This is a genomic window from Micromonospora sp. NPDC049679, from assembly GCF_040659735.1.
GTDB lineage: Bacteria > Actinomycetota > Actinomycetes > Mycobacteriales > Micromonosporaceae > Micromonospora_I.
Window position 1 is genome coordinate 25,973 of record NZ_JBFANZ010000006.1, and the last position, 16,594, is coordinate 42,566.

Genomic DNA, 16,594 nt, shown 5'->3' on the forward strand with positions numbered 1-16,594 from the left:
CCATGCGCGACACGTTCATCGACACCGCGGCGACGCTGCTGGATGAGGACCCGCGCACGGCGCTCGTCCTCGCCGACATCTCGGCCGCGAGCTTCGACACGGCCGCCCGGCGGCATCCGGACCGGGTGCTCAACGTCGGCATCCGCGAGCAACTGATGCTCGGCGTCGCCGGCGGGCTGGCGCTGACCGGGCTCCGGCCGATCGTGCACTCCTACGCGCCGTTCACCGTCGACCGGGCGTACGAGCAGATCAAGCTGGATCTCAATCACCAGGGCGTGGGTGCGGTGCTGGTCAGCGTCGGCGCCTCGTACGACGGATCGCAGATGGGACGCACGCACATGTCACCGGGGGACGTGGCGCTCTTCGACACACTGAGCGGCTGGACGGTGCATGTGCCCGGGCATCCGGCGGAGGTGGCGCCGCTGCTGCGCGCCGCGGCGGGGCACGACGAACCGGTCTACCTGCGGCTGACGACCGCACGCAACGCGGTTGCGCACATCGGGGACGGGACGCTCCGGGTGCTGCGGCAGGGCCGGATCGGCGGGCCGCTCGTGGTGGTGGTCGGGCCACTGCTCGATCCGCTGCTCGAGGCGGTCGAGGGGCTGGATGTGACGGTCGCGTACACGCACACGCCCCGACCGTTGGACGTCGTCGGCCTGCGCGCGCTCGCCGGACAGGACGTGATCCTCGTCGAGCCGTACCTGGCCGGCACGTCGAGCCACGTCATCACGGAGGCGTTGGCGGACCGGCCGCACCGGCTGCTGAGCCTCGGCGTGGGCCGCACCGACCTGCACCGTTACGGAACGCCGGCAGACCACGACCGGTGGCACGGGCTGGACGCCACCGGTCTGCGGCGGTCGATCAGCGGTTTCCTGGGGTGACCGTGCGGCGTCGGGCGCGCTCGCGGCCCAGGATCCACAGCGCCTCGACGCCGTCCTTCCAGGTGATCTTCTTGCCCTCTTCGCGACCCCGCGCGCGGTAGCTGATCGGCACCTCGTAGGGGCGGATCTTGCGCCGCAGCAGCTTGCCGGTGACCTCGGCTTCCATGCCGAAACCGCGTGAGTGGATCTCCAGCGAGCGGTAGAGGGCGACCGGCATCAACTTGAAGCAGGTCTCCAGATCGCCGATGTAGGAGTTGAACAGCACGTTGGCGGCCATCGTGACGCCCTTGTTGCCCATGACGTACCAGAAGCTGTAGGCGCTGTGGCTGCCGAAGGTGCGGTTGCCGTAGACGACGGTGGCCCGCCCGTCGAGAACCGGGTCGAGCAGCTTCGGGATGTCCTGCGGGTCGTACTCGAGGTCGGCGTCGAGGATGACCATGTATTCGCCGTCGGCACTGTCGACGGCGGTCTTGATCGCCGCGCCCTTGCCGGCGTTGCGCGGGTGCGTGATCACGCGCACCCGGGCGTCATCGGTGCGACCGAGGACCTCGCTGGTGCCGTCGCGGCTGCCGTCGTCGACGACCAGCAGTTCGATCTCGCACGGGTAGTCGACCGCCAGCGCCTGCTTGAGGGCATCCGCGATGCGTTCTTCCTCGTTGTAGACCGGCATGAGGATCGAGAGCTTCACGGGAATCTCCACGGGCTGACGACAAATCAGCTCTAGCGTAGCCTGGTGAGCCGCGGCCCATTCGCCCGACCACCGATCGGACGCCTTCCCCCGACGTTCCGGCGGCGGGCGCAGCCCCCGCAGCCATGCGCGGATGCAACGCCGGGGTGGTCGTCAGCAGCGAAGGCCGTCCGGCCCGGCGCAGGTCGAGCCGGACGACGTTCGGCCGGTTACTTCTTCTTCGGAATGACGATCAGACGGGCACTGGTCTTGTCGCCGTCCTTGGTCCCCGCGACGCCGACCACGGTGCCGGCCTTTACCTGATCGGGTTTCACCGCGACCCGATGCTCCACCACGCGGAGGTTGTCGCCGAAGGTCCAGGTGATGGTGAAGCCGTCCGAGGACTTGACGGTCATCGTGCTGCCGTCGATCGCCGTCACCGTGCCGCGCTGGACGGCCACCGTCTTCGACCCGTCCTTGGTCTGCACGACGGCCTCGCCGTGCAGCGTGTTCTTCCGCAGGAGGACACGCGCGCGGTGGCGCTTCCGCTCCCCCTTCTGCTCGTTGGCCGGCTCGGCGCTGGCGGACCCGGCGGGCGCGGCGACCGGCTCGGTGGCGACGGACTGATCGGGCGAGATGTCGTTCGCGTCGAACCCCATCGCCGCCAGCGCCTGGCCCTCGGCGCCCATCGCCGCGACCACCTCGATCGAATCCTCCGCCAGCCGCGCCGGCCCTCCCGCCGCACCGCAACCGGTCAGTCCCAGCGCGCCCACCGCCGCGAGCAGCGCCGTCGTCGTGACGACTCCGAAACGTCTCATCGATCTCCCTCTCGTCGGGTGTGCGCCCAGCCTCCCGCCGCCGCACGAGCACCCGGTCAGCCCCGTGTACGGATCAGGTAAGAGCCGGTTCACGGGGCGGACGGGAGCGAGACGGTGAACCGGGCGCCCCCCTCCGGAGAGTGGTCCGCCGCTATCCGACCCCCCAACCGCCGGACCAGCCCGGCGGCGAGTGCGAGCCCCAGTCCGCTACCGACCTTGCGTATCCCCTGATAGCGCTGGTGCAGCGCGCCCCGCTCGAACGCCACCGCCAGGTCGTCGTCGGTGAATCCCGGGCCGCCGTCCCGGATCTCGATCACCGCTGTCCCGTCCGGCCCGGGCGGACGCACCGCGAGCACCACAGGCGCGCCCGGCGGCACGACCCGCAGCGCGTTCTCCAGCAAACCGTCGATGACCTGCCGGGTCCGCCCCGGATCGGTGTACGCCGGCACGGGCCCGCCCGCGATCTCGGTACCGAGCACGACCCCCACCGCGGCGCACCGCGCCCCCCACGCCTCGGCGGCGTCGGCCACCAACTGCGTCAGGTCCACCCGCGCCGGCTCCAGCGGGAAGTCGGCCGCCTCCAGCCGGGCCAGCGCCAGCAGGTCGCTGACGAGCCGGTCCAGGTGTTCCGCCTCGGCGAGCATCGTCTGCGCCGCCCGGGGCGTCCCCTCCGGGCCGATCACCCCGTCGGCCAGCGCCTCGGCGTAGCCCCGGATCGCGGTCAACGGGGTGCGCAGTTCGTGCGAAACGGAGAGCAGAAACTCGCGCTGCCTCCCCTCGCTGGTCGCCAGGGCGGCGGCGAGCGCGTTGAGGGCGTCGGCGAGGTCCGCCGCCTCGGCCGGTGATTCGACGGGCAGCCGCACGTTCCGGTCGCCGGCCCGCAACCGTGCGGCGGCCGTCGCGGCGTTGCGGATCGGTCGGGCCAGTCGGCGGGCGAGCAACGTCCCCGCGACGACGCCCGCGGTGAGGCCGCCGAGGAGCGGCAGCCAGAGATTCCGGGCGACCTGCCACCACAGTCCGCTCGCCCGCGGACGGGCCAGCACCACACCGCTGCCGCCGGTCAACGGGCGTCCCTCGACGATCGACGGCGTGCCGGCGACGAGCCGGACACCGGAGGCCGGCTGACCGGCGGCGACCCGGTCGACGAGTTGGGGTGGCAGGCCGGGACGGTCGGGTGTGCCGTCCCGGATCAGATACGCCTCGATGCCCTGCTTGCGCAGTTGCCGGATCAGGCGCTCCTCGTCGTTGGCCCGGCCGCGGTCGAGGCGGAACCGGAGCAGCTCGGCGGTGAGCCGGGCCTGCGCGCCGAGCGCCTCCCGCGCCTGACGCTCCGCGGTGCGCGCCGCGAGGGGCACGGCGACGAGCAGGGTGACGAGCACCGACACCAGGGCCACCGCGCACGCCACGAGCACGGCACGGGCGGTCAGGGTACGGCCGAAGCGGAGCGGCCCGCCGCTCGCCACGCGTCGCTCCCGGATCACCTGCAACGGGACCGTGAGGTCCTTCCGAGCGCCCCGCGCCTCACTCATCGCACGCGTACCCGACGCCGCGTACGGTGCGGATGAGCGTCGCGGCGGCGCCGAGCTTGCCGCGCACCTGGGCGACGTGGACGTCGACTGTGCGGGTGCCGCTGTGCGAGGCGTAGCCCCACACGCTGGCGAGCAGTTCCTCCCGGGTGAACACCCGTCCCGGCCGGCTCATCAGATGGGCGAGCAGATCGAACTCGGTGGAGGTGAGGTGGACCGGGGCGCCGCCGACGGTGACCGCCCGGCGCAGCGGATCGAGCGTCACCCCGCCGACGGCCCGTGCCGGCTGCGTTCCGGGCGGGGGGCCGGCGGTGCGCCGCAGCACGGCGCGGACCCGGGCGACGAGTTCCCGGGGGCTGAACGGCTTGGTGACGTAGTCGTCGGCGCCGAGTTCCAGTCCGACGATCCGGTCGACCTCGTCGTCGCGGGCGGTCAGGAAGATCACCGGCGTCCAGTCGCCGTTCTCCCGGAGTCGACGGCACAGCTCGGTGCCGGCGATGCCGGGCAGCGCGATGTCGACCACGCAGGCGACCGGACGTAACCGCTGGGCGGCTGCGAGCCCAGCCGCGCCGTCGTGCTCGACGTGCACCCCGAACCCGTCGCGGGCCAGATACATCCGTACCAGGTCGGCAATGGACCGTTCGTCCTCAACGACCAGGACCAGGCCCCGTTGCTGCTGCTCCGTGGTCATGCGGCCCATGATGGCCGATCCGTCGGCCGTCCGATGTCACCGGTGTGTTCGGGTTGTGTACGGGCCACGCAAGCCCGCGGACCGGTCCGCCGGGGCGGTGCGGCGGTGGGCGCGGCGCGGTGCGCCGTCAGTAGGCGACGGCGGTGCTGAACTCCCGCGTCGGCTGCGCGGTTGCCGCCGGCACGGGCGCGACGGGCGCCGCGGCCTGCCGGCCCGGGACGCGGGGCCGGAACGCATGCGTGAGCAGGGCGTCGAAATGCCACACCTGCTTCGGGTGGCTGACCTTCATGTGGAAATGCTCGCGCACGCCGTCGATGGCGGTCGCCGCGAGTTCGACGGTGCCGATCCGTGGATCGGCGTTCCAGGTCACGTTGCTCAGGTGCCGCAGTTCGGCGTTGAGATGCAGGCGGAGTCGGTGCAGGACCCGGGTCTCCTGGGTCACGACCAGCCGACGGTAGGTCAGCAGGAGCAGGAACTCTCCCTGCATTGGACCATCGGGCCGCAGACAACGGGTGACGAGGACGGTCACGTCGTCGGACTCGACACAGCGCCGGAACACGGGCATGTGACGGCTGACGGACGGGATCGCCACCCCGGCTTCAGCGGCGGCGGGCAGGAACGTTCGTGAAAACACGTCCATGCCCATGTAACGACGCGTCACCAGGAGATGACGCGGTGAAGCGGCGATGAATATTGCAGTTATAGAAGTTCCACGATCGTCGCGTTGGCCATCCCGCCGCCCTCACACATGGTCTGCAGACCGAATCGGATGCCGTTGTCCCGCATGTGGTGCAGCATCGTCGTCATGATCCGGGCGCCCGATCCGCCCAGCGGATGGCCGAGGGCGATGGCGCCGCCGCGCGGGTTCAGCCGCTCCGGGTCCGCCTCGGTCTCGGCGAGCCAGGCGAGCGGCACCGGGGCGAACGCCTCGTTGACCTCGTACACGCCGATCTCCTCGATGCCCAGGCCGGCGCGGCGCAGTGCCTTCGCGGTGGCCGGGATCGGCGCGGTCAACATGATGACCGGATCATCGGCGGCGACGACCGCCGTGTGGATTCGCGCCAGCGGCCGCAGACCGTGCTCGCGGGCCCAGTCGGAGGTCGTGACGGCGAGCGCGGCCGCGCCGTCGGAGATCTGCGAGGCGGAGCCGGCGGTGACCACCCCATCGGCGCGGAACGGCGTCGCGAGTTCGGCCAACTTGGTCAGCGACGTGTCCCTGCGGATGCCCTCGTCGGCCGTGACCTTGCCACCGTCACCGACCGCCACCGCAGCGATCTCCGCGTCGAATACCCCGGCGTCCTGCGCGGCGGCCGCCTTGCCGTGGCTGGCCAGCGCGAACTCGTCGAGCTGGGTCCGCGAGAGGCCCCAGCGCCGCGCGATCATTTCCGCGCCGACCCCCTGGTTGAACGGGACCGGCTGATCGGCGGCGAATCCCTCGGCACCGCGGTAGCGCTCGCGTACCTGGTCGCCGTAGGGGAGCCCACCGGCCGCGCTCGCGCCCATCGGCACCCGCGTCATCGACTCGACGCCGCCGGCGACGACGAGGTCGGCCTGGCCGGAGATCACGGTTGCCGCGGCGAAGTGCAGCGCCTGCTGGCTGGAGCCGCACTGACGGTCGAGAGTGGTGCCGGGAACCGATTCCGGCCAACCCGCGGCGAGCACGGCGTTGCGTCCGACGTTCCACGCCTGGTCACCGATCTGCGAGACACAGCCCCAGACCACGTCGTCCACGTCGGCCGGGTCCATGCCGGTGCGCTCCGCGAGCGACCGCAGCACGTGTGCCGAGAGGTCGACCGGGTGAACCGTGGCCAGGCCGCCCTTACGCCGCCCGACCGGGGTGCGTACCGCTCCGACGATGACCGCGTCTCTCATCTTTACTCCCCGGTAACTTGGGCTGACCCGATACTACGTCGCTCGGCCACGCTGCGCGCCCCTCGGGTTTCATCGACGGCGGCGCCACACCGCCACCGCGCCGCTCCGGCTGGCATTCTTGGCCGGTGGAGACCGACCCGAACGGGACAGCCCGGCGCTGGCGCGTGCGTCCGGCGCTGCCCGCGCTCAAGCTGACCGCGGCCGTCCTGATCCTGCTCGCCGGCGGGCTGCTCGGCGGGGATCCGGTGCGCTTGGGGCTGGCGGCGCTCGCCGCGATCGGGCTGCTCGCGTGGGGACTGCGCGACCTGCTCTCGCCGGTGCGGCTCGCGGTCGACCCCGCCGGGGTCACGGTCGCCGTCGGCGTCGCGGGTCGACGACGGCTGGCCTGGGCGCAGATCGAACGGATCTCGGCGCAGACCCGACCCCATCTCGGCATCCGCACGGAGTTGCTCGAGATCGACACGGGCGAGTCGCTGTATCTGTTCAGCGCGAACGACCTCGGCGCCCCGCCCGACGAAGTCGCTGCGGCGCTGCACGCCGTGCGGGAGGGCGCCGGAGCCGGCTGACCGGCAGGCCTAGTGGGTGAGCACGCGCAGGACGGTGAGGGCGAGCAGCACGAGCAGGAGCGCGCCGCAGCCGGCGGCCTGGATCAGGGTGCGGTGCGGGCGTGGCGCGTACGCCAGAACGATGGCGGTGAGGCCGCCGGCCACCAGTCCGCCGAGGTGCCCCTGCCAGGAAATGCTGCTGATCGTGAATGTCAGCACCAGGTTGACCACGAGCACGCCGACCACCGCGGAGGTGTCCAACTTCAACTTGCGCAGGACGATGAAGTACGCGGCGAAGAGGCCGAAGACCGCCGTCGACGCCCCGGCGGACAGACTGCCGGGGCTCAACAGATAGGCGGCGACGTTGCCGCCAAGGCCGGCGAGGAGATACAGGGCGACGAACCGGACCGGTCCGAGCACCGCTTCGAGATTGCGGCCGAGCACCCAGAGCGCCCACATGTTCATCAACAGGTGCAGCAGTCCGTAGTGGATGAACATGGCGGTAATCAGGCGGTAGATGCCGCCGCCGTCGTCGATGCCCGGATAGACCGCGCCGAAATCCGGGAACGCGCCGGGCGCCACCCGACCGTCGGCGATCACGGTCCAGGGGCCGCCGGTCACCGCGCCGATTGCCTGCAGCGGTCCGGCGCCGGTGAAGAGCCCGTTTCCGATCAGCGCGCCGGCACCCGAGACGGCCACGCCGATCAGCGCGACCAGCACGTTGATCGCGATCAGCGCCTTGGTCACGTAGCCCTCGCGGCCGGCCGCACCGCCACCGAAGGCGGTGCGGGCCGACCGCTGGGTGCGCCGTCCCTCGGCCACGCACTCGGGGCACTGGTGCCCCACCGCGGCTTCGCGCATGCAATCAGGACAGATCGGACGATCACACCGGGTGCAGCGCACCCAGGTCTCGCGTGAGGTGTGGCGGTAACAGACCGGAGCCGTCGGAGGAGACTCGCTCATGCCGCCACTCCACTCCACACACGGTGTCCGTTCATAGGCGCCAGGTTATCTCGCTGTACGGATCAGACCTCGGTGCGTTCGATCTCGACGCGCTCGATGACCACGTCGCTCAGCGGACGGTCGGCGGCGTCGGTCGGGGCGTTGGCGATGGTGTCGACCACCTTCACCGAGGCCTCGTCGGCCACCTGGCCGTAGATCGTGTGCCGGTTGTTCAGGTGCGGCGTCGGGCCCACGGTGATGAAGAACTGGGACCCGTTGGTGCCGGGACCGGCGTTCGCCATCGCGAGCAGGTAGGGACGGTCGAAGCGGAGTTCGGGGTGGAACTCGTCGGCGAACTTGTAGCCGGGACCGCCCCGGCCGGTCCCCGTCGGGTCACCCATCTGGATCATGAAACCGCTGATCACGCGGTGCGAGATCGTGCCGTCAAAGTAGGGACCGCTGCCGGGCTGCCCGGTCCGCGGGTCGGTGTACTCGCGTGTGCCTTCCGCGAGTTCGACGAAGTTTCGGACGGTCTTCGGCGCGTGGTTCGGAAAAAGCTCGAGCCGGATCGGTCCGACATTGGTGTGCAGGGTGGCGTAGATAGCCTCAGCCACGGGTACTCCTCTGTCGTTGGTCAGCTTCCATGCGGATCCTCCCATGTGCCCGTTCCAGCACTGCGGAGGCATCCAAAGGTGGAGGATGAGGAAGAACAGCACCCTGGGAGGTGGGGGACCGGTGTTTGGAATCGGGCGACGCAAAACCCATAGTGAGCACATCAAGGGCGAACTGGGCGAAAGCTTCGATCACTTCATGCAGGCAGCGACGCACGCGGCGAGCGGGGTGGGGGCCACGGTCGGCCCTCGCGTCCACGCGGCACGCGACCTCGTCGCGCCCGCGACGGACCGGCTCAGGCACGGCGCCTCGAACGGCTGGGAATCGACCGTCACAGCTCTCGCGCCGCTGGCCATCGCAGCCGCCGAGGGTGCCCGTCAGGCGGGCGGCGTCGCCCGCAAGGCGAAGCCGAAGAAGCCGGGCCTGATGAGGAAGAGAGGGTCGCAGATGTCGCGTCGCCGTTGGCCCATCCTGGCCGGGCTCCTGGCCACGGGCGCCATCGTGGGCGCTGCCGGGGCGGTCGTGCGGAAGCGTCGCATGACGCAGCAGTGGGACGAGTACGACCCCGGCCGCGGCCCGGGCCCGATGCCGAACGACGCGACGGCGATGGGCGGCCCGTCATCGGGCGCCTCCTCCGACGACGCGCTGCGCGCCGCGACCTCTACCAAGGCGCAGCACGGCACGCCGATGACCGCTTCGACCGACGCCACGGCCGATCTCACGATGCCCGACGCGCCGACGGCCCGGATGACCGGCACCAAGAAGCAGGGCGATCCGCTCGCCGTCGATGTCGCGAGCAACGCGGGTGGCGGTTCCCGCAACAGCCACACCTGATCCGCGGCACGGCGTCCGGCGCAATCACGCGGACGTATCTGCAGGGTGCTCCGATCCGTCGGGACGCCCTGCAGATACGTCGTACTACCGGATCACGCCCCCGCGACCCGGGAGTCACGCGGACCGTTCGGCGCTTCCGGCTGCGGTCAGAGCCACCCGTTGCGGCGGAACCAGCGGTAGAGCACCAGCGAGATGCCGAGCATCACCGCGAGCACCGTGGGATAGCCGTAGTTCCAATGGAGTTCGGGCATGTAGTCGAAGTTCATGCCGTAGATGCCGGCGAGCGCCGTCCACACCGCCGCGATGGCGGCCCAGGCCGCAATCTTGCGCATGTCGTTGTTCTGGTCGACCGTGACCTGCGCCAGCCTCGCCTGGAGGATCGAGTTGAGCAGGTCATCGAAAGAGTTGATCTGCTCAACGGTGCGGGTGAGATGGTCCTGCACGTCCCGGAAGTAACGCCGCACCTCGTGCGGGACCTCGTCGTTTATCTCGGCCGTGAGGGTCATCAACGGGCGCTGCAGCGGCACCACGGTCCGCTTGAACTCGACCAGCTCCCGCTTGAGCTGGTAGATCCCCTGGATGCTGCCGTTGCCGTCGCGCGAGAAGACCTCCGCCTCGACGGTGTCGAGATCCACCTCCACCTTGTCGGCGACCTCCAGGTAGAGATCGACGACGCGGTCGGTCACCGCGTAGGCCACCGCCCACGGGCCCTGCACCATCAGCTCCTGCTTGCGCTCCAGATCGGCGCGGACGGGAGCCAGCCGGCAGGCGTCACCGTGCCGCACGGTGATCACGAAGCAGCGCCCGATGAAGAGCATGACCTGCCCCGTCTCGACCACCTCGGAGTTTTCCGTCAACTCGTCGTGCTCGACGTACCGCGCCGTGCGCAGCACCAGGAAGTTGACGTCACCGAACTGCTCGAGCTTGGGTCGCTGCTCCGCTTTGACCGCGTCTTCGACGGCGAGTTCGTGCAGGCCGTACGTGCTGGCGATGTCCGCCATCTCGGCCTGGCTCGGCTCGTGCAGCCCCAGCCAGACGAAGGAGTTGCGCTCACGCTGAGCCGCGGCCATCGCCTCGTCGTGCCGCCATTTGCCCGGCTGACGCACCCCGTCGATGTACAGCGCACAGTCGACGACCGCGCTGCGTTCCGCCTCGGCGTCGGCCTCACTGATGAAGCGCTGTTGCCCCTCGGCGGAGTTGAGGATCCGGGTGACCGCCCGCACCGGCGCTGACCAGGCCCGGGACAGGGGCGCCTTGTTGCCCTCGCGCCAGGCCCGCTCACGGTCGACCTGCTCCGCCATGGCCCGCCTCCCCTTTGCCGGTCGCCCCGCGGTTTGCACCTTACGCCCACGTGGGAGGGAGATCGCCGGAACCGGGGGTGGCGCCGGGTGGACCGGTCGCGTCGGGGGGGGGTGGGGTGCGAGCGGGCCACCCGGCGCCGATGGGGCGGGGGGTTGTGCCTACCTGGTCAACCGCACAGCGATTGACGCTCGCAGCATTGTGCGGCCCTGGCTGGCCCGAGGGGAACCCCGGACCAGCCAGAAGGGCCGATTGTCAAAAACCTGACAGAATCCGGTCAGCCGCGTACGGCCTGCACCGCTGCGGCGAGACGACGCACACCTTCATCGATCTGGTCGACGGTCACCGCCGAGTACGCCAGCCGCAGCGCGTGCCGACCGCCCTCCATCAGGAAGTCGCTCCCCTTGACCACCGCGACGCCACGCTCCGCCGCCGCCGGCAGGACCTTGTCCACGTCGACGTCCTCCGGGAACTCGACCCAGAGGAAGTAGCCGCCGTCCGGCTCCGTGAAACGGACACCGGGAATGTGCTCCCGCAGCGACGCGGCGAGGACCGAGGCCCGTTCGCCGAGGGCGGCGCGGACGGTCGCGATCGAGCGGTCGAGATCGCCGGAGACGCAGAACTGGTGGACGATCGCCTGCGCGACCATGCCCGGCGAGATGTAGAGGTTGGTGGCGCGCTTGGCGATGTCCGCGATCAGCGGCGCCGGGCCCACCAGATAGCCGACGCGCACGCCGGGACAGACCGTCTTGGTGAAGCTGGACGCGTGCACCACGACGCCGTGCTCGTCCATAGAGAGCATCGAGGGAAGGGGCTCGCCACGGAACCGGATGTCCGCGTACGGGTCGTCCTCGAAGAGGGTGAACCCGTACTCGGCGGCCAGCGCGAGCAGCGCGCGCCGCTTCTCCAGCGACAGCGTCACACCTGCCGGATTCTGGTAGTTGGGGATGATATGCGCCAGCTTGGGGCGCACCCCCGACTCGAGCAGCTTGCGCAGCTCGTCGGTGTCGATCCCGTCCGGCTGGATCGTCACGGCGTGCACGTCGCCGCCCTGCTGCCGCAGGTTGAGCAGCGTCCGGTCATAGGTCGGACGCTCCACGACGACGGCGTCGCCGGGCTTGACCAGGTAGTCGAAGAGGAACGCGTCGGCCTGCAACGAGCCGTTGGTCACCAGGACCTGATCGACACCGACGCCGTGCTTATCGGCGATCCACTGACGGAGCGGCGGGTAACCCACCGATGTGCCGTAGGCCGTGACACCGGCCGGATCGGCGTCGAAGGCGCGGACAGCGGCCGCCTTCAGCCCTTCGACATCGACGATGTCCAGCGATGGCGCCCCACGGGCGAACGAAATCAGCTGCGCGACGGTCATGGTTCTTCAGCGTACGGCCGCGCTCGCGCCGCTCTGCGGCGGCACGACGATGTCCGCATCATGAGCGCACCGCCGGTCCGTTCCCGATCAGGGCGGTGGCCGTCGCGCCCGGGTCAGGCGGTCACGCCGGCACGGTTGGTCGCCCAGACCCGCATGATGTCCCGCACCGAGATCACCCCGAGCACCTCGCTGCCGTCCATCACGACCAGGTGCCGGAAGCCGCCGCGCGCCATCGCGAACGCGGCCTCCTCAAGCGTCCAGTCGGGTCCGGCGTAGACGACATCCCACGTGATGTGGGCGGCCGTCCGCTCGACGTCGCAATCGAGACCGGCGCCGATCGCGTACAGCACATCGCGCTCGGTCATGATGCCGATGCCCGATGAGTCTGGATCGACCACGATCGCCGATCCGATCCGGCGCTCGGCCATCATCTGCGCGGCCTGCCGGAGCGTGTGCTCCGGACCGACCATGAGAACCTCGGTGGACATCGCATCGCGGACCTGCATGACGCATCACCCCTGGAAGGCACGGTACGGACATACTGGCCCTCCGGGCGACAGAACCACAAGACCTGATTGCGCCGGGCGCCCTCGGATCGAGGACGGGTTCGCCGCTCTGCGCCCGATCGGGCTGCGGCAGCGCGTGGATCAGCAGGTAGCGCTGTCCCGCTGACGTCGACCGTTCGCGACGGGCAACCGCCACGCAGCGCTATCCTCCACCGGTACCCGCCACCGCTCGGAAGGATCGCCGAATGATCGGTCTCGTGCTCGCCGCAGGAGCGGGACGTCGGCTGCGCCCATACACCGACACCCTCCCCAAGGCACTCGTCCCGGTGGACGGGGAGACCACGATCCTGGACATCTCGCTGCGCAACCTCGCTGCCGCCGGGCTCACCGACGTGGTGGTGGTCGTCGGATACGCCGCGCAGGCCGTCGAGGCGCGACAGCGCGACCTGGAGAAGCGTTACGGGGTCACCCTCACCCTCGTGCACAACGACAAGGCCGAGGAGTGGAACAACGCCTACTCGCTGTGGCTCGCCCGTAAGCACTTCGCCGAGGGCGCGCTGCTGGTCAACGGCGACACGGTGCACCCCGTGAGCGTCGAGCACACACTGCTCGCGCAGCGTGGACCGGCCATCCTGCTCGCCGTCGACAACGTCAAGAAGCTGGCCGAGGAGGAGATGAAGACCGTCTTCGACGCCAACGGACAGCTCACCCGGATCACCAAGCTGATGGACCCGGCGGACGCGTTCGGGGAATACATCGGCGCCACCCTCATCGAGGCGCACGCCGCGGATGGTCTGGCCGAGGCGCTCGAGGCGACCTGGCGGCGGAACCCCGACCTCTACTACGAGGACGGCTACCAGGAGTACGCCGACCGCGGCGGCGAGGTGCGTGCGGCCACCATCGGTGACGTGCCCTGGGTAGAGGTCGACAACCACGACGACCTCACGCGGGCGCGGGAGATCGCGTGCCGCTACTAGCCCGTTCCATCATGGCGCCGCTCGCCATCGACGTGCGCCGGGGCGCGGTGGCGGACCTGGCCGCGATCCTCTCCGACGGGCGGATCTCGGCGGGCGGCGACGTCGCCGTGGTGGTCGGCCCCGGCCAGGGCGAGAAGATCGCCGAGCTGATCCGTCCGACGCTGGGCTCCGCCGACGTTTTCACCGCGGCCGGCGGCACCCTGGACGCCGCCACCGATCTCGGCGCCAAGCTGGGGGCCCGCTCGTACGACGCCGTGGTCGGCATCGGCGGCGGCAAGACGGTGGACGTCGCCAAGTACGCGGCGACGCGTCGCGGCCTACCGATGGTCTCGGTCGCGACCGCCCTGGCCAACGACGGCATCGCCTCACCGGTGGCGAGCCTGGTCACCGACGGGATCAAGGGCTCGTACGGCGTGCACATCCCGATCGCCGTGATCGTCGATCTGGACTTCGTGGAGAGCGGTCCGGAGCGGCACAACCGGGCCGGCATCGGCGACGTGGTCAGCAACATCAGCGCGCTGGCCGACTGGGAGCTCGCCCGGAGGGTACGCGGCGAGCCGGTCGACGGGCTGGCCGCCTCGCTCGCCCGGGCGGGCGCCGAGGCGATCATCAACCACCCCGGCGACATGAACGACGAGGGTTTCGTCACCGTGCTGGCCGAGTCGCTGATCTCCAGCGGACTGGCGATGGCGGTCTGCGGCACCAGCCGCCCGGCCAGCGGCGGGTGCCACGAGATCATGCACGCCATCGACGCGCTCTTTCCGGGCACCGGATCGCACGGGGAGCTGGCCGGGCTCGGGGCACTGTTCTGCACCTTCCTCCGGGGGGACGACAAGCGGCTCGCGCAGATGTCAGCCTGCCTGGCCCGGCACAACCTGCCGCGTACCCCCGCCGACGTGGGCCTCACCGACGACCAGTTCGTCGACGCGGTCGTGTACGCGCCGCGCACCCGGCCGGACCGGTACACGATCATCGAACACCTCGACCTGGGGCCGGACGAGATCCGCGGCCGGCTGGCAGACTACGCCGATGCACTCCGCGACCACCTCGACTGAGCTCCCCCGACCCACCGCCGGCGACTTCTACCGCATCAACCGGGGCGGCGGACTGTTCAGTGAGGCGATCAGCCAACGCATCGGGGCCGCCCTCGCGGTGGCGGCGCACCGCCTCGGCCTGTCGCCGACCACGCTGACCATCGCCAACCTCGTGCTCGGCCTCGCGGCGTCGGTCAGCGTGGTCGCGCTGTGGGACCGGGTCGCCGCCGACGAACTGCCGGCGTGGAGCGTCGGGTTGATCGCCCTGATCGGCTGGCAGGTGGCGTACGCGTTGGACTGCGCGGACGGGCAGTTGGCCAGGGTGACCGGCCGGACCAGCCCGTCGGGCGCGCGGATCGACGTGCTCTGCGACGTGGCGGCGCAGATCGCGCTGGTGACCGCGCTGTCGTCGGTCGCGGTGGCGCAGCGCCCGTCGACGCCGGTGTGGCTGGTGGCCGCGTTCGCCGGCACCTGGATGGTCAATCTGGTGACGTCGGTGATGCAGGCCGGCCCGAACGCGGCCAGCATGGTGCCGTCGACCTCGCTGCCGGTGCGCGTCGTGAAGCTGATCCGCGACTACGGCGCCGTGATCACGGTTGCCGGTCTCGTGCTGACTCTCGCCCCGCAGTGGACCGTGTGGCTGATCGCCGTGTTCACCCTCGTCAACGGCGGGTTCCTGCTCGCCAGCATCGCCTTCACCGCCCGCGCCGCACTCCGCTGACCCCCGATCCGCGTGATCGGGGAGTGAGATCGCGTGCGCCGTGCAAAATGCGAGCGTTCCTCCCTGATCAGGCGGTTCCTGCGTGGCGGGCGAGGCCGGCGTACACGTCGAGCAGCTGCTTCGTGACCACGTCGGGATGGAACGTGCGCTCGTAGCGGGCCCGCGCCAGGTCGGCGAGCGCGGCCGCGCCGTCCCGGGCCACGGGCAGCGCGGCGGCCAGCGCGGCGGGCTCCGGCGGGACGGCCCACCCGGCCGAACCATCCGGGTCGTTGGCACCGATCAGGTAGGGGATGCCGCCCATCGCCGTGCCGAGCACCGGCCGCCCGTTGGCGAGCGCCTCGATCACCACGGTCGGCAGCACGTCGTGCCAGGTCGACGTGGCGACCACGACGGCGGTCGCGCGCAGCGCCGAGTGGACCCCGGCGCGGTCGAGCGGCCCGAGGAAGACGATGTCGGACCGCGTCGCGGCCGCCTCCTCCACCATCGGCCGCAGCTCGCCGTCGCCCGCGATACGCAGCGTGCCGAGCGCGCCCTCCGGGTGCCGCATCCACGCGTCGAGCAGCAGTCCGAGCCCCTTCTCGGGCGAGAGCCGGCCGAGAAAGAGGAAGCCCTCGCCGAGCGGGGCGGGAGAGCCCGGATCGGGCACGGCGTTGGGTTTCACCACGACGCGGTCGTCGGGGATGCCGTAATCGCGCAGATGATCGGCGATCGCCGAGGTGAGCGCGATGTAGCGGTCGACAGAGCGCCACGTCGGCCGGTGCACGGCGAGGGTGGTCGCCATCAGCGCGCTCTGCACGCGGGACCCGCGGTAGCAGCGGTGCACCACGGCGGGCACGCCGAGCACCCGACCGCGGCAGTCCTGACAGACGCGTCCGTCGCGGAAGTAGAGCCCGGACGAGCAGACCTGCCGGTAGTTGTGCACCGTCTGCACGACCGGCACGCCGTGCCGGTGCGCGGTCCGCACGACCCAGGGCGAAAGCAACGGGTACGGGTTGTGCAGGTGCAGGACGTCGGGCCGGTGCTCCTCGATCAGCCGGCTCAGCTCCTGCTGCGCCTTGGGCGCGTAGATCGGCGAGAGGGGCAGCAGCGCCTTCTCCCCGGTCGACATGGCGCCGATCTCGTCGGAGCTGCGCGAAAACGGCAGCACCTCCACCCCGGCAGCGCTCAGCTGCGCGATCTCCAGATCGACGATGGTGTTCTCGCCCGAGGGCTGCGCCTCGCGGTAGCGGTTGTGCGCGACGACGACCTTCACAGTGCTGACCTTTCGCTCACGCTGATTAACGCTACCTTTGAATGC

At 70.8% G+C, this 16,594-nt stretch carries 18 protein-coding genes; 6 read left to right on the plus strand and 12 right to left on the minus strand.

The window, feature by feature from the left end; translation table 11 throughout:
- The first annotated feature begins 2 nt into the window (after positions 1-2).
- Entirely contained in the window at positions 3-881 is an 879-nt protein-coding gene (locus AB0J06_RS05975) for a transketolase (RefSeq protein ID WP_357425124.1), read from the plus strand.
- Here AB0J06_RS05975 and AB0J06_RS05980 read toward each other — a convergent pair.
- The 6 genes from AB0J06_RS05980 to AB0J06_RS06005 all read right to left on the minus strand — a co-directional run bounded on the left by AB0J06_RS05980 (position 862) and on the right by AB0J06_RS06005 (position 6,455).
- Positions 862-1,569, minus strand: coding sequence for a glycosyltransferase family 2 protein (locus AB0J06_RS05980; RefSeq protein ID WP_357425126.1), 708 nt, complete (start codon positions 1,567-1,569; stop codon positions 862-864). The two genes, AB0J06_RS05975 and AB0J06_RS05980, sit on opposite strands and share 20 nt — an antisense overlap.
- A gap of 209 nt (positions 1,570-1,778) precedes the next feature.
- Positions 1,779-2,366, minus strand: coding sequence for a hypothetical protein (locus tag AB0J06_RS05985; RefSeq protein ID WP_357425128.1), 588 nt, complete (start codon positions 2,364-2,366; stop codon positions 1,779-1,781).
- Between the two features lie 89 nt (positions 2,367-2,455).
- Positions 2,456-3,895 (minus strand): HAMP domain-containing sensor histidine kinase, encoded by a 1,440-nt coding sequence (locus tag AB0J06_RS05990; RefSeq protein ID WP_357425130.1) that lies wholly within the window; start codon positions 3,893-3,895, stop codon positions 2,456-2,458.
- The gene (locus AB0J06_RS05995) at positions 3,888-4,583 is read right to left on the minus strand and encodes a response regulator transcription factor (RefSeq protein ID WP_357425132.1); all 696 of its coding nucleotides are present in this window, start codon (positions 4,581-4,583) and stop codon (positions 3,888-3,890) included. The genes AB0J06_RS05990 and AB0J06_RS05995 overlap by 8 nt, the downstream gene beginning before the upstream one ends.
- 127 nt (positions 4,584-4,710) lie before the next feature.
- On the minus strand, positions 4,711-5,223 hold the full coding sequence (locus tag AB0J06_RS06000) for a hypothetical protein (RefSeq protein WP_357425383.1): 513 nt from the start codon (positions 5,221-5,223) through the stop codon (positions 4,711-4,713).
- A gap of 59 nt (positions 5,224-5,282) precedes the next feature.
- On the minus strand, positions 5,283-6,455 hold the full coding sequence (locus tag AB0J06_RS06005; RefSeq protein ID WP_357425134.1) for an acetyl-CoA C-acyltransferase: 1,173 nt from the start codon (positions 6,453-6,455) through the stop codon (positions 5,283-5,285).
- 125 nt (positions 6,456-6,580) lie between these two features.
- Between AB0J06_RS06005 and AB0J06_RS06010 the strand changes: the two genes are divergently transcribed.
- The gene (locus AB0J06_RS06010; RefSeq protein WP_357425136.1) at positions 6,581-7,021 is read left to right on the plus strand and encodes a PH domain-containing protein; all 441 of its coding nucleotides are present in this window, start codon (positions 6,581-6,583) and stop codon (positions 7,019-7,021) included.
- Positions 7,022-7,030: 9 nt separating this feature from the next.
- On the opposite strand, the gene AB0J06_RS06015 is transcribed toward AB0J06_RS06010, so the two are convergent.
- Complete coding sequence (locus AB0J06_RS06015) at positions 7,031-7,963, minus strand: rhomboid family intramembrane serine protease (RefSeq protein ID WP_357425138.1); 933 nt, start codon at positions 7,961-7,963, stop codon at positions 7,031-7,033.
- A gap of 62 nt (positions 7,964-8,025) precedes the next feature.
- Positions 8,026-8,556 (minus strand): peptidylprolyl isomerase, encoded by a 531-nt coding sequence (locus tag AB0J06_RS06020; protein ID WP_357425140.1) that lies wholly within the window; start codon positions 8,554-8,556, stop codon positions 8,026-8,028.
- 43 nt (positions 8,557-8,599) lie between these two features.
- Here AB0J06_RS06020 and AB0J06_RS06025 point away from each other — a divergent pair, with 43 nt between their 5' ends.
- On the plus strand, positions 8,600-9,388 hold the full coding sequence (locus tag AB0J06_RS06025) for a hypothetical protein (protein WP_357425142.1): 789 nt from the start codon (positions 8,600-8,602) through the stop codon (positions 9,386-9,388).
- A 146-nt stretch (positions 9,389-9,534) separates the two neighbouring features.
- Here AB0J06_RS06025 and corA read toward each other — a convergent pair whose 3' ends face one another.
- From corA to AB0J06_RS06040, 3 genes are all read right to left on the minus strand, one after another.
- Positions 9,535-10,689: a magnesium/cobalt transporter CorA gene (corA, locus tag AB0J06_RS06030; protein WP_357425144.1), complete on the minus strand. Its 1,155-nt coding sequence runs from the start codon at positions 10,687-10,689 to the stop codon at positions 9,535-9,537.
- 275 nt (positions 10,690-10,964) lie between these two features.
- Positions 10,965-12,059 carry a PLP-dependent aminotransferase family protein gene (locus tag AB0J06_RS06035; protein ID WP_357425146.1) on the minus strand — a complete coding sequence of 365 codons (1,095 nt, stop codon included), beginning with the start codon at positions 12,057-12,059 and terminating at the stop codon, positions 10,965-10,967.
- Between the two features lie 113 nt (positions 12,060-12,172).
- Complete coding sequence (locus AB0J06_RS06040; RefSeq protein ID WP_357425148.1) at positions 12,173-12,565, minus strand: CBS domain-containing protein; 393 nt, start codon at positions 12,563-12,565, stop codon at positions 12,173-12,175.
- Positions 12,566-12,810: 245 nt separating this feature from the next.
- On the opposite strand from AB0J06_RS06040, the gene AB0J06_RS06045 reads away from it, so the two are divergent.
- From AB0J06_RS06045 to AB0J06_RS06055, 3 genes are read left to right on the plus strand one after another with little or no spacing between them, the layout of a single operon-like run.
- Complete coding sequence (locus tag AB0J06_RS06045) at positions 12,811-13,542, plus strand: phosphocholine cytidylyltransferase family protein (protein ID WP_357425150.1); 732 nt, start codon at positions 12,811-12,813, stop codon at positions 13,540-13,542.
- Positions 13,530-14,597, plus strand: coding sequence for an iron-containing alcohol dehydrogenase family protein (locus AB0J06_RS06050; RefSeq protein WP_357425152.1), 1,068 nt, complete (start codon positions 13,530-13,532; stop codon positions 14,595-14,597). The genes AB0J06_RS06045 and AB0J06_RS06050 overlap by 13 nt, the downstream gene beginning before the upstream one ends.
- Positions 14,572-15,297, plus strand: coding sequence for a CDP-alcohol phosphatidyltransferase family protein (locus AB0J06_RS06055; protein ID WP_357425155.1), 726 nt, complete (start codon positions 14,572-14,574; stop codon positions 15,295-15,297). Before AB0J06_RS06050 ends, AB0J06_RS06055 begins: the two co-directional genes overlap by 26 nt.
- Positions 15,298-15,364: 67 nt before the next feature.
- Here AB0J06_RS06055 and AB0J06_RS06060 read toward each other — a convergent pair whose 3' ends face one another.
- Positions 15,365-16,549: a glycosyltransferase gene (locus tag AB0J06_RS06060; RefSeq protein ID WP_357425157.1), complete on the minus strand. Its 1,185-nt coding sequence runs from the start codon at positions 16,547-16,549 to the stop codon at positions 15,365-15,367.
- Positions 16,550-16,594: the final 45 nt, after the last annotated feature.

What these genes read in the sequence shown, in the direction of transcription:
- AB0J06_RS05975 (WP_357425124.1), top strand. Translation starts at nt 3, where the DNA reads ATGCGCGACACGTTCATCGACACCGCGGCGACGCTGCTGGATGAGGAC.
- AB0J06_RS05985 (WP_357425128.1), bottom strand. Translation starts at nt 2,366, where the DNA reads ATGAGACGTTTCGGAGTCGTCACGACGACGGCGCTGCTCGCGGCGGTG.
- AB0J06_RS05990 (WP_357425130.1), bottom strand. Translation starts at nt 3,895, where the DNA reads ATGAGTGAGGCGCGGGGCGCTCGGAAGGACCTCACGGTCCCGTTGCAG.
- AB0J06_RS05995 (WP_357425132.1), bottom strand. Translation starts at nt 4,583, where the DNA reads ATGACCACGGAGCAGCAGCAACGGGGCCTGGTCCTGGTCGTTGAGGAC.
- AB0J06_RS06000 (WP_357425383.1), bottom strand. Translation starts at nt 5,223, where the DNA reads ATGGACGTGTTTTCACGAACGTTCCTGCCCGCCGCCGCTGAAGCCGGG.
- AB0J06_RS06005 (WP_357425134.1), bottom strand. Translation starts at nt 6,455, where the DNA reads ATGAGAGACGCGGTCATCGTCGGAGCGGTACGCACCCCGGTCGGGCGG.
- AB0J06_RS06015 (WP_357425138.1), bottom strand. Translation starts at nt 7,963, where the DNA reads ATGAGCGAGTCTCCTCCGACGGCTCCGGTCTGTTACCGCCACACCTCA.
- AB0J06_RS06025 (WP_357425142.1), top strand. Translation starts at nt 8,600, where the DNA reads ATGTGCCCGTTCCAGCACTGCGGAGGCATCCAAAGGTGGAGGATGAGG.
- corA (WP_357425144.1), bottom strand. Translation starts at nt 10,689, where the DNA reads ATGGCGGAGCAGGTCGACCGTGAGCGGGCCTGGCGCGAGGGCAACAAG.
- AB0J06_RS06035 (WP_357425146.1), bottom strand. Translation starts at nt 12,059, where the DNA reads ATGACCGTCGCGCAGCTGATTTCGTTCGCCCGTGGGGCGCCATCGCTG.
- AB0J06_RS06040 (WP_357425148.1), bottom strand. Translation starts at nt 12,565, where the DNA reads ATGCAGGTCCGCGATGCGATGTCCACCGAGGTTCTCATGGTCGGTCCG.
- AB0J06_RS06045 (WP_357425150.1), top strand. Translation starts at nt 12,811, where the DNA reads ATGATCGGTCTCGTGCTCGCCGCAGGAGCGGGACGTCGGCTGCGCCCA.
- AB0J06_RS06055 (WP_357425155.1), top strand. Translation starts at nt 14,572, where the DNA reads ATGCACTCCGCGACCACCTCGACTGAGCTCCCCCGACCCACCGCCGGC.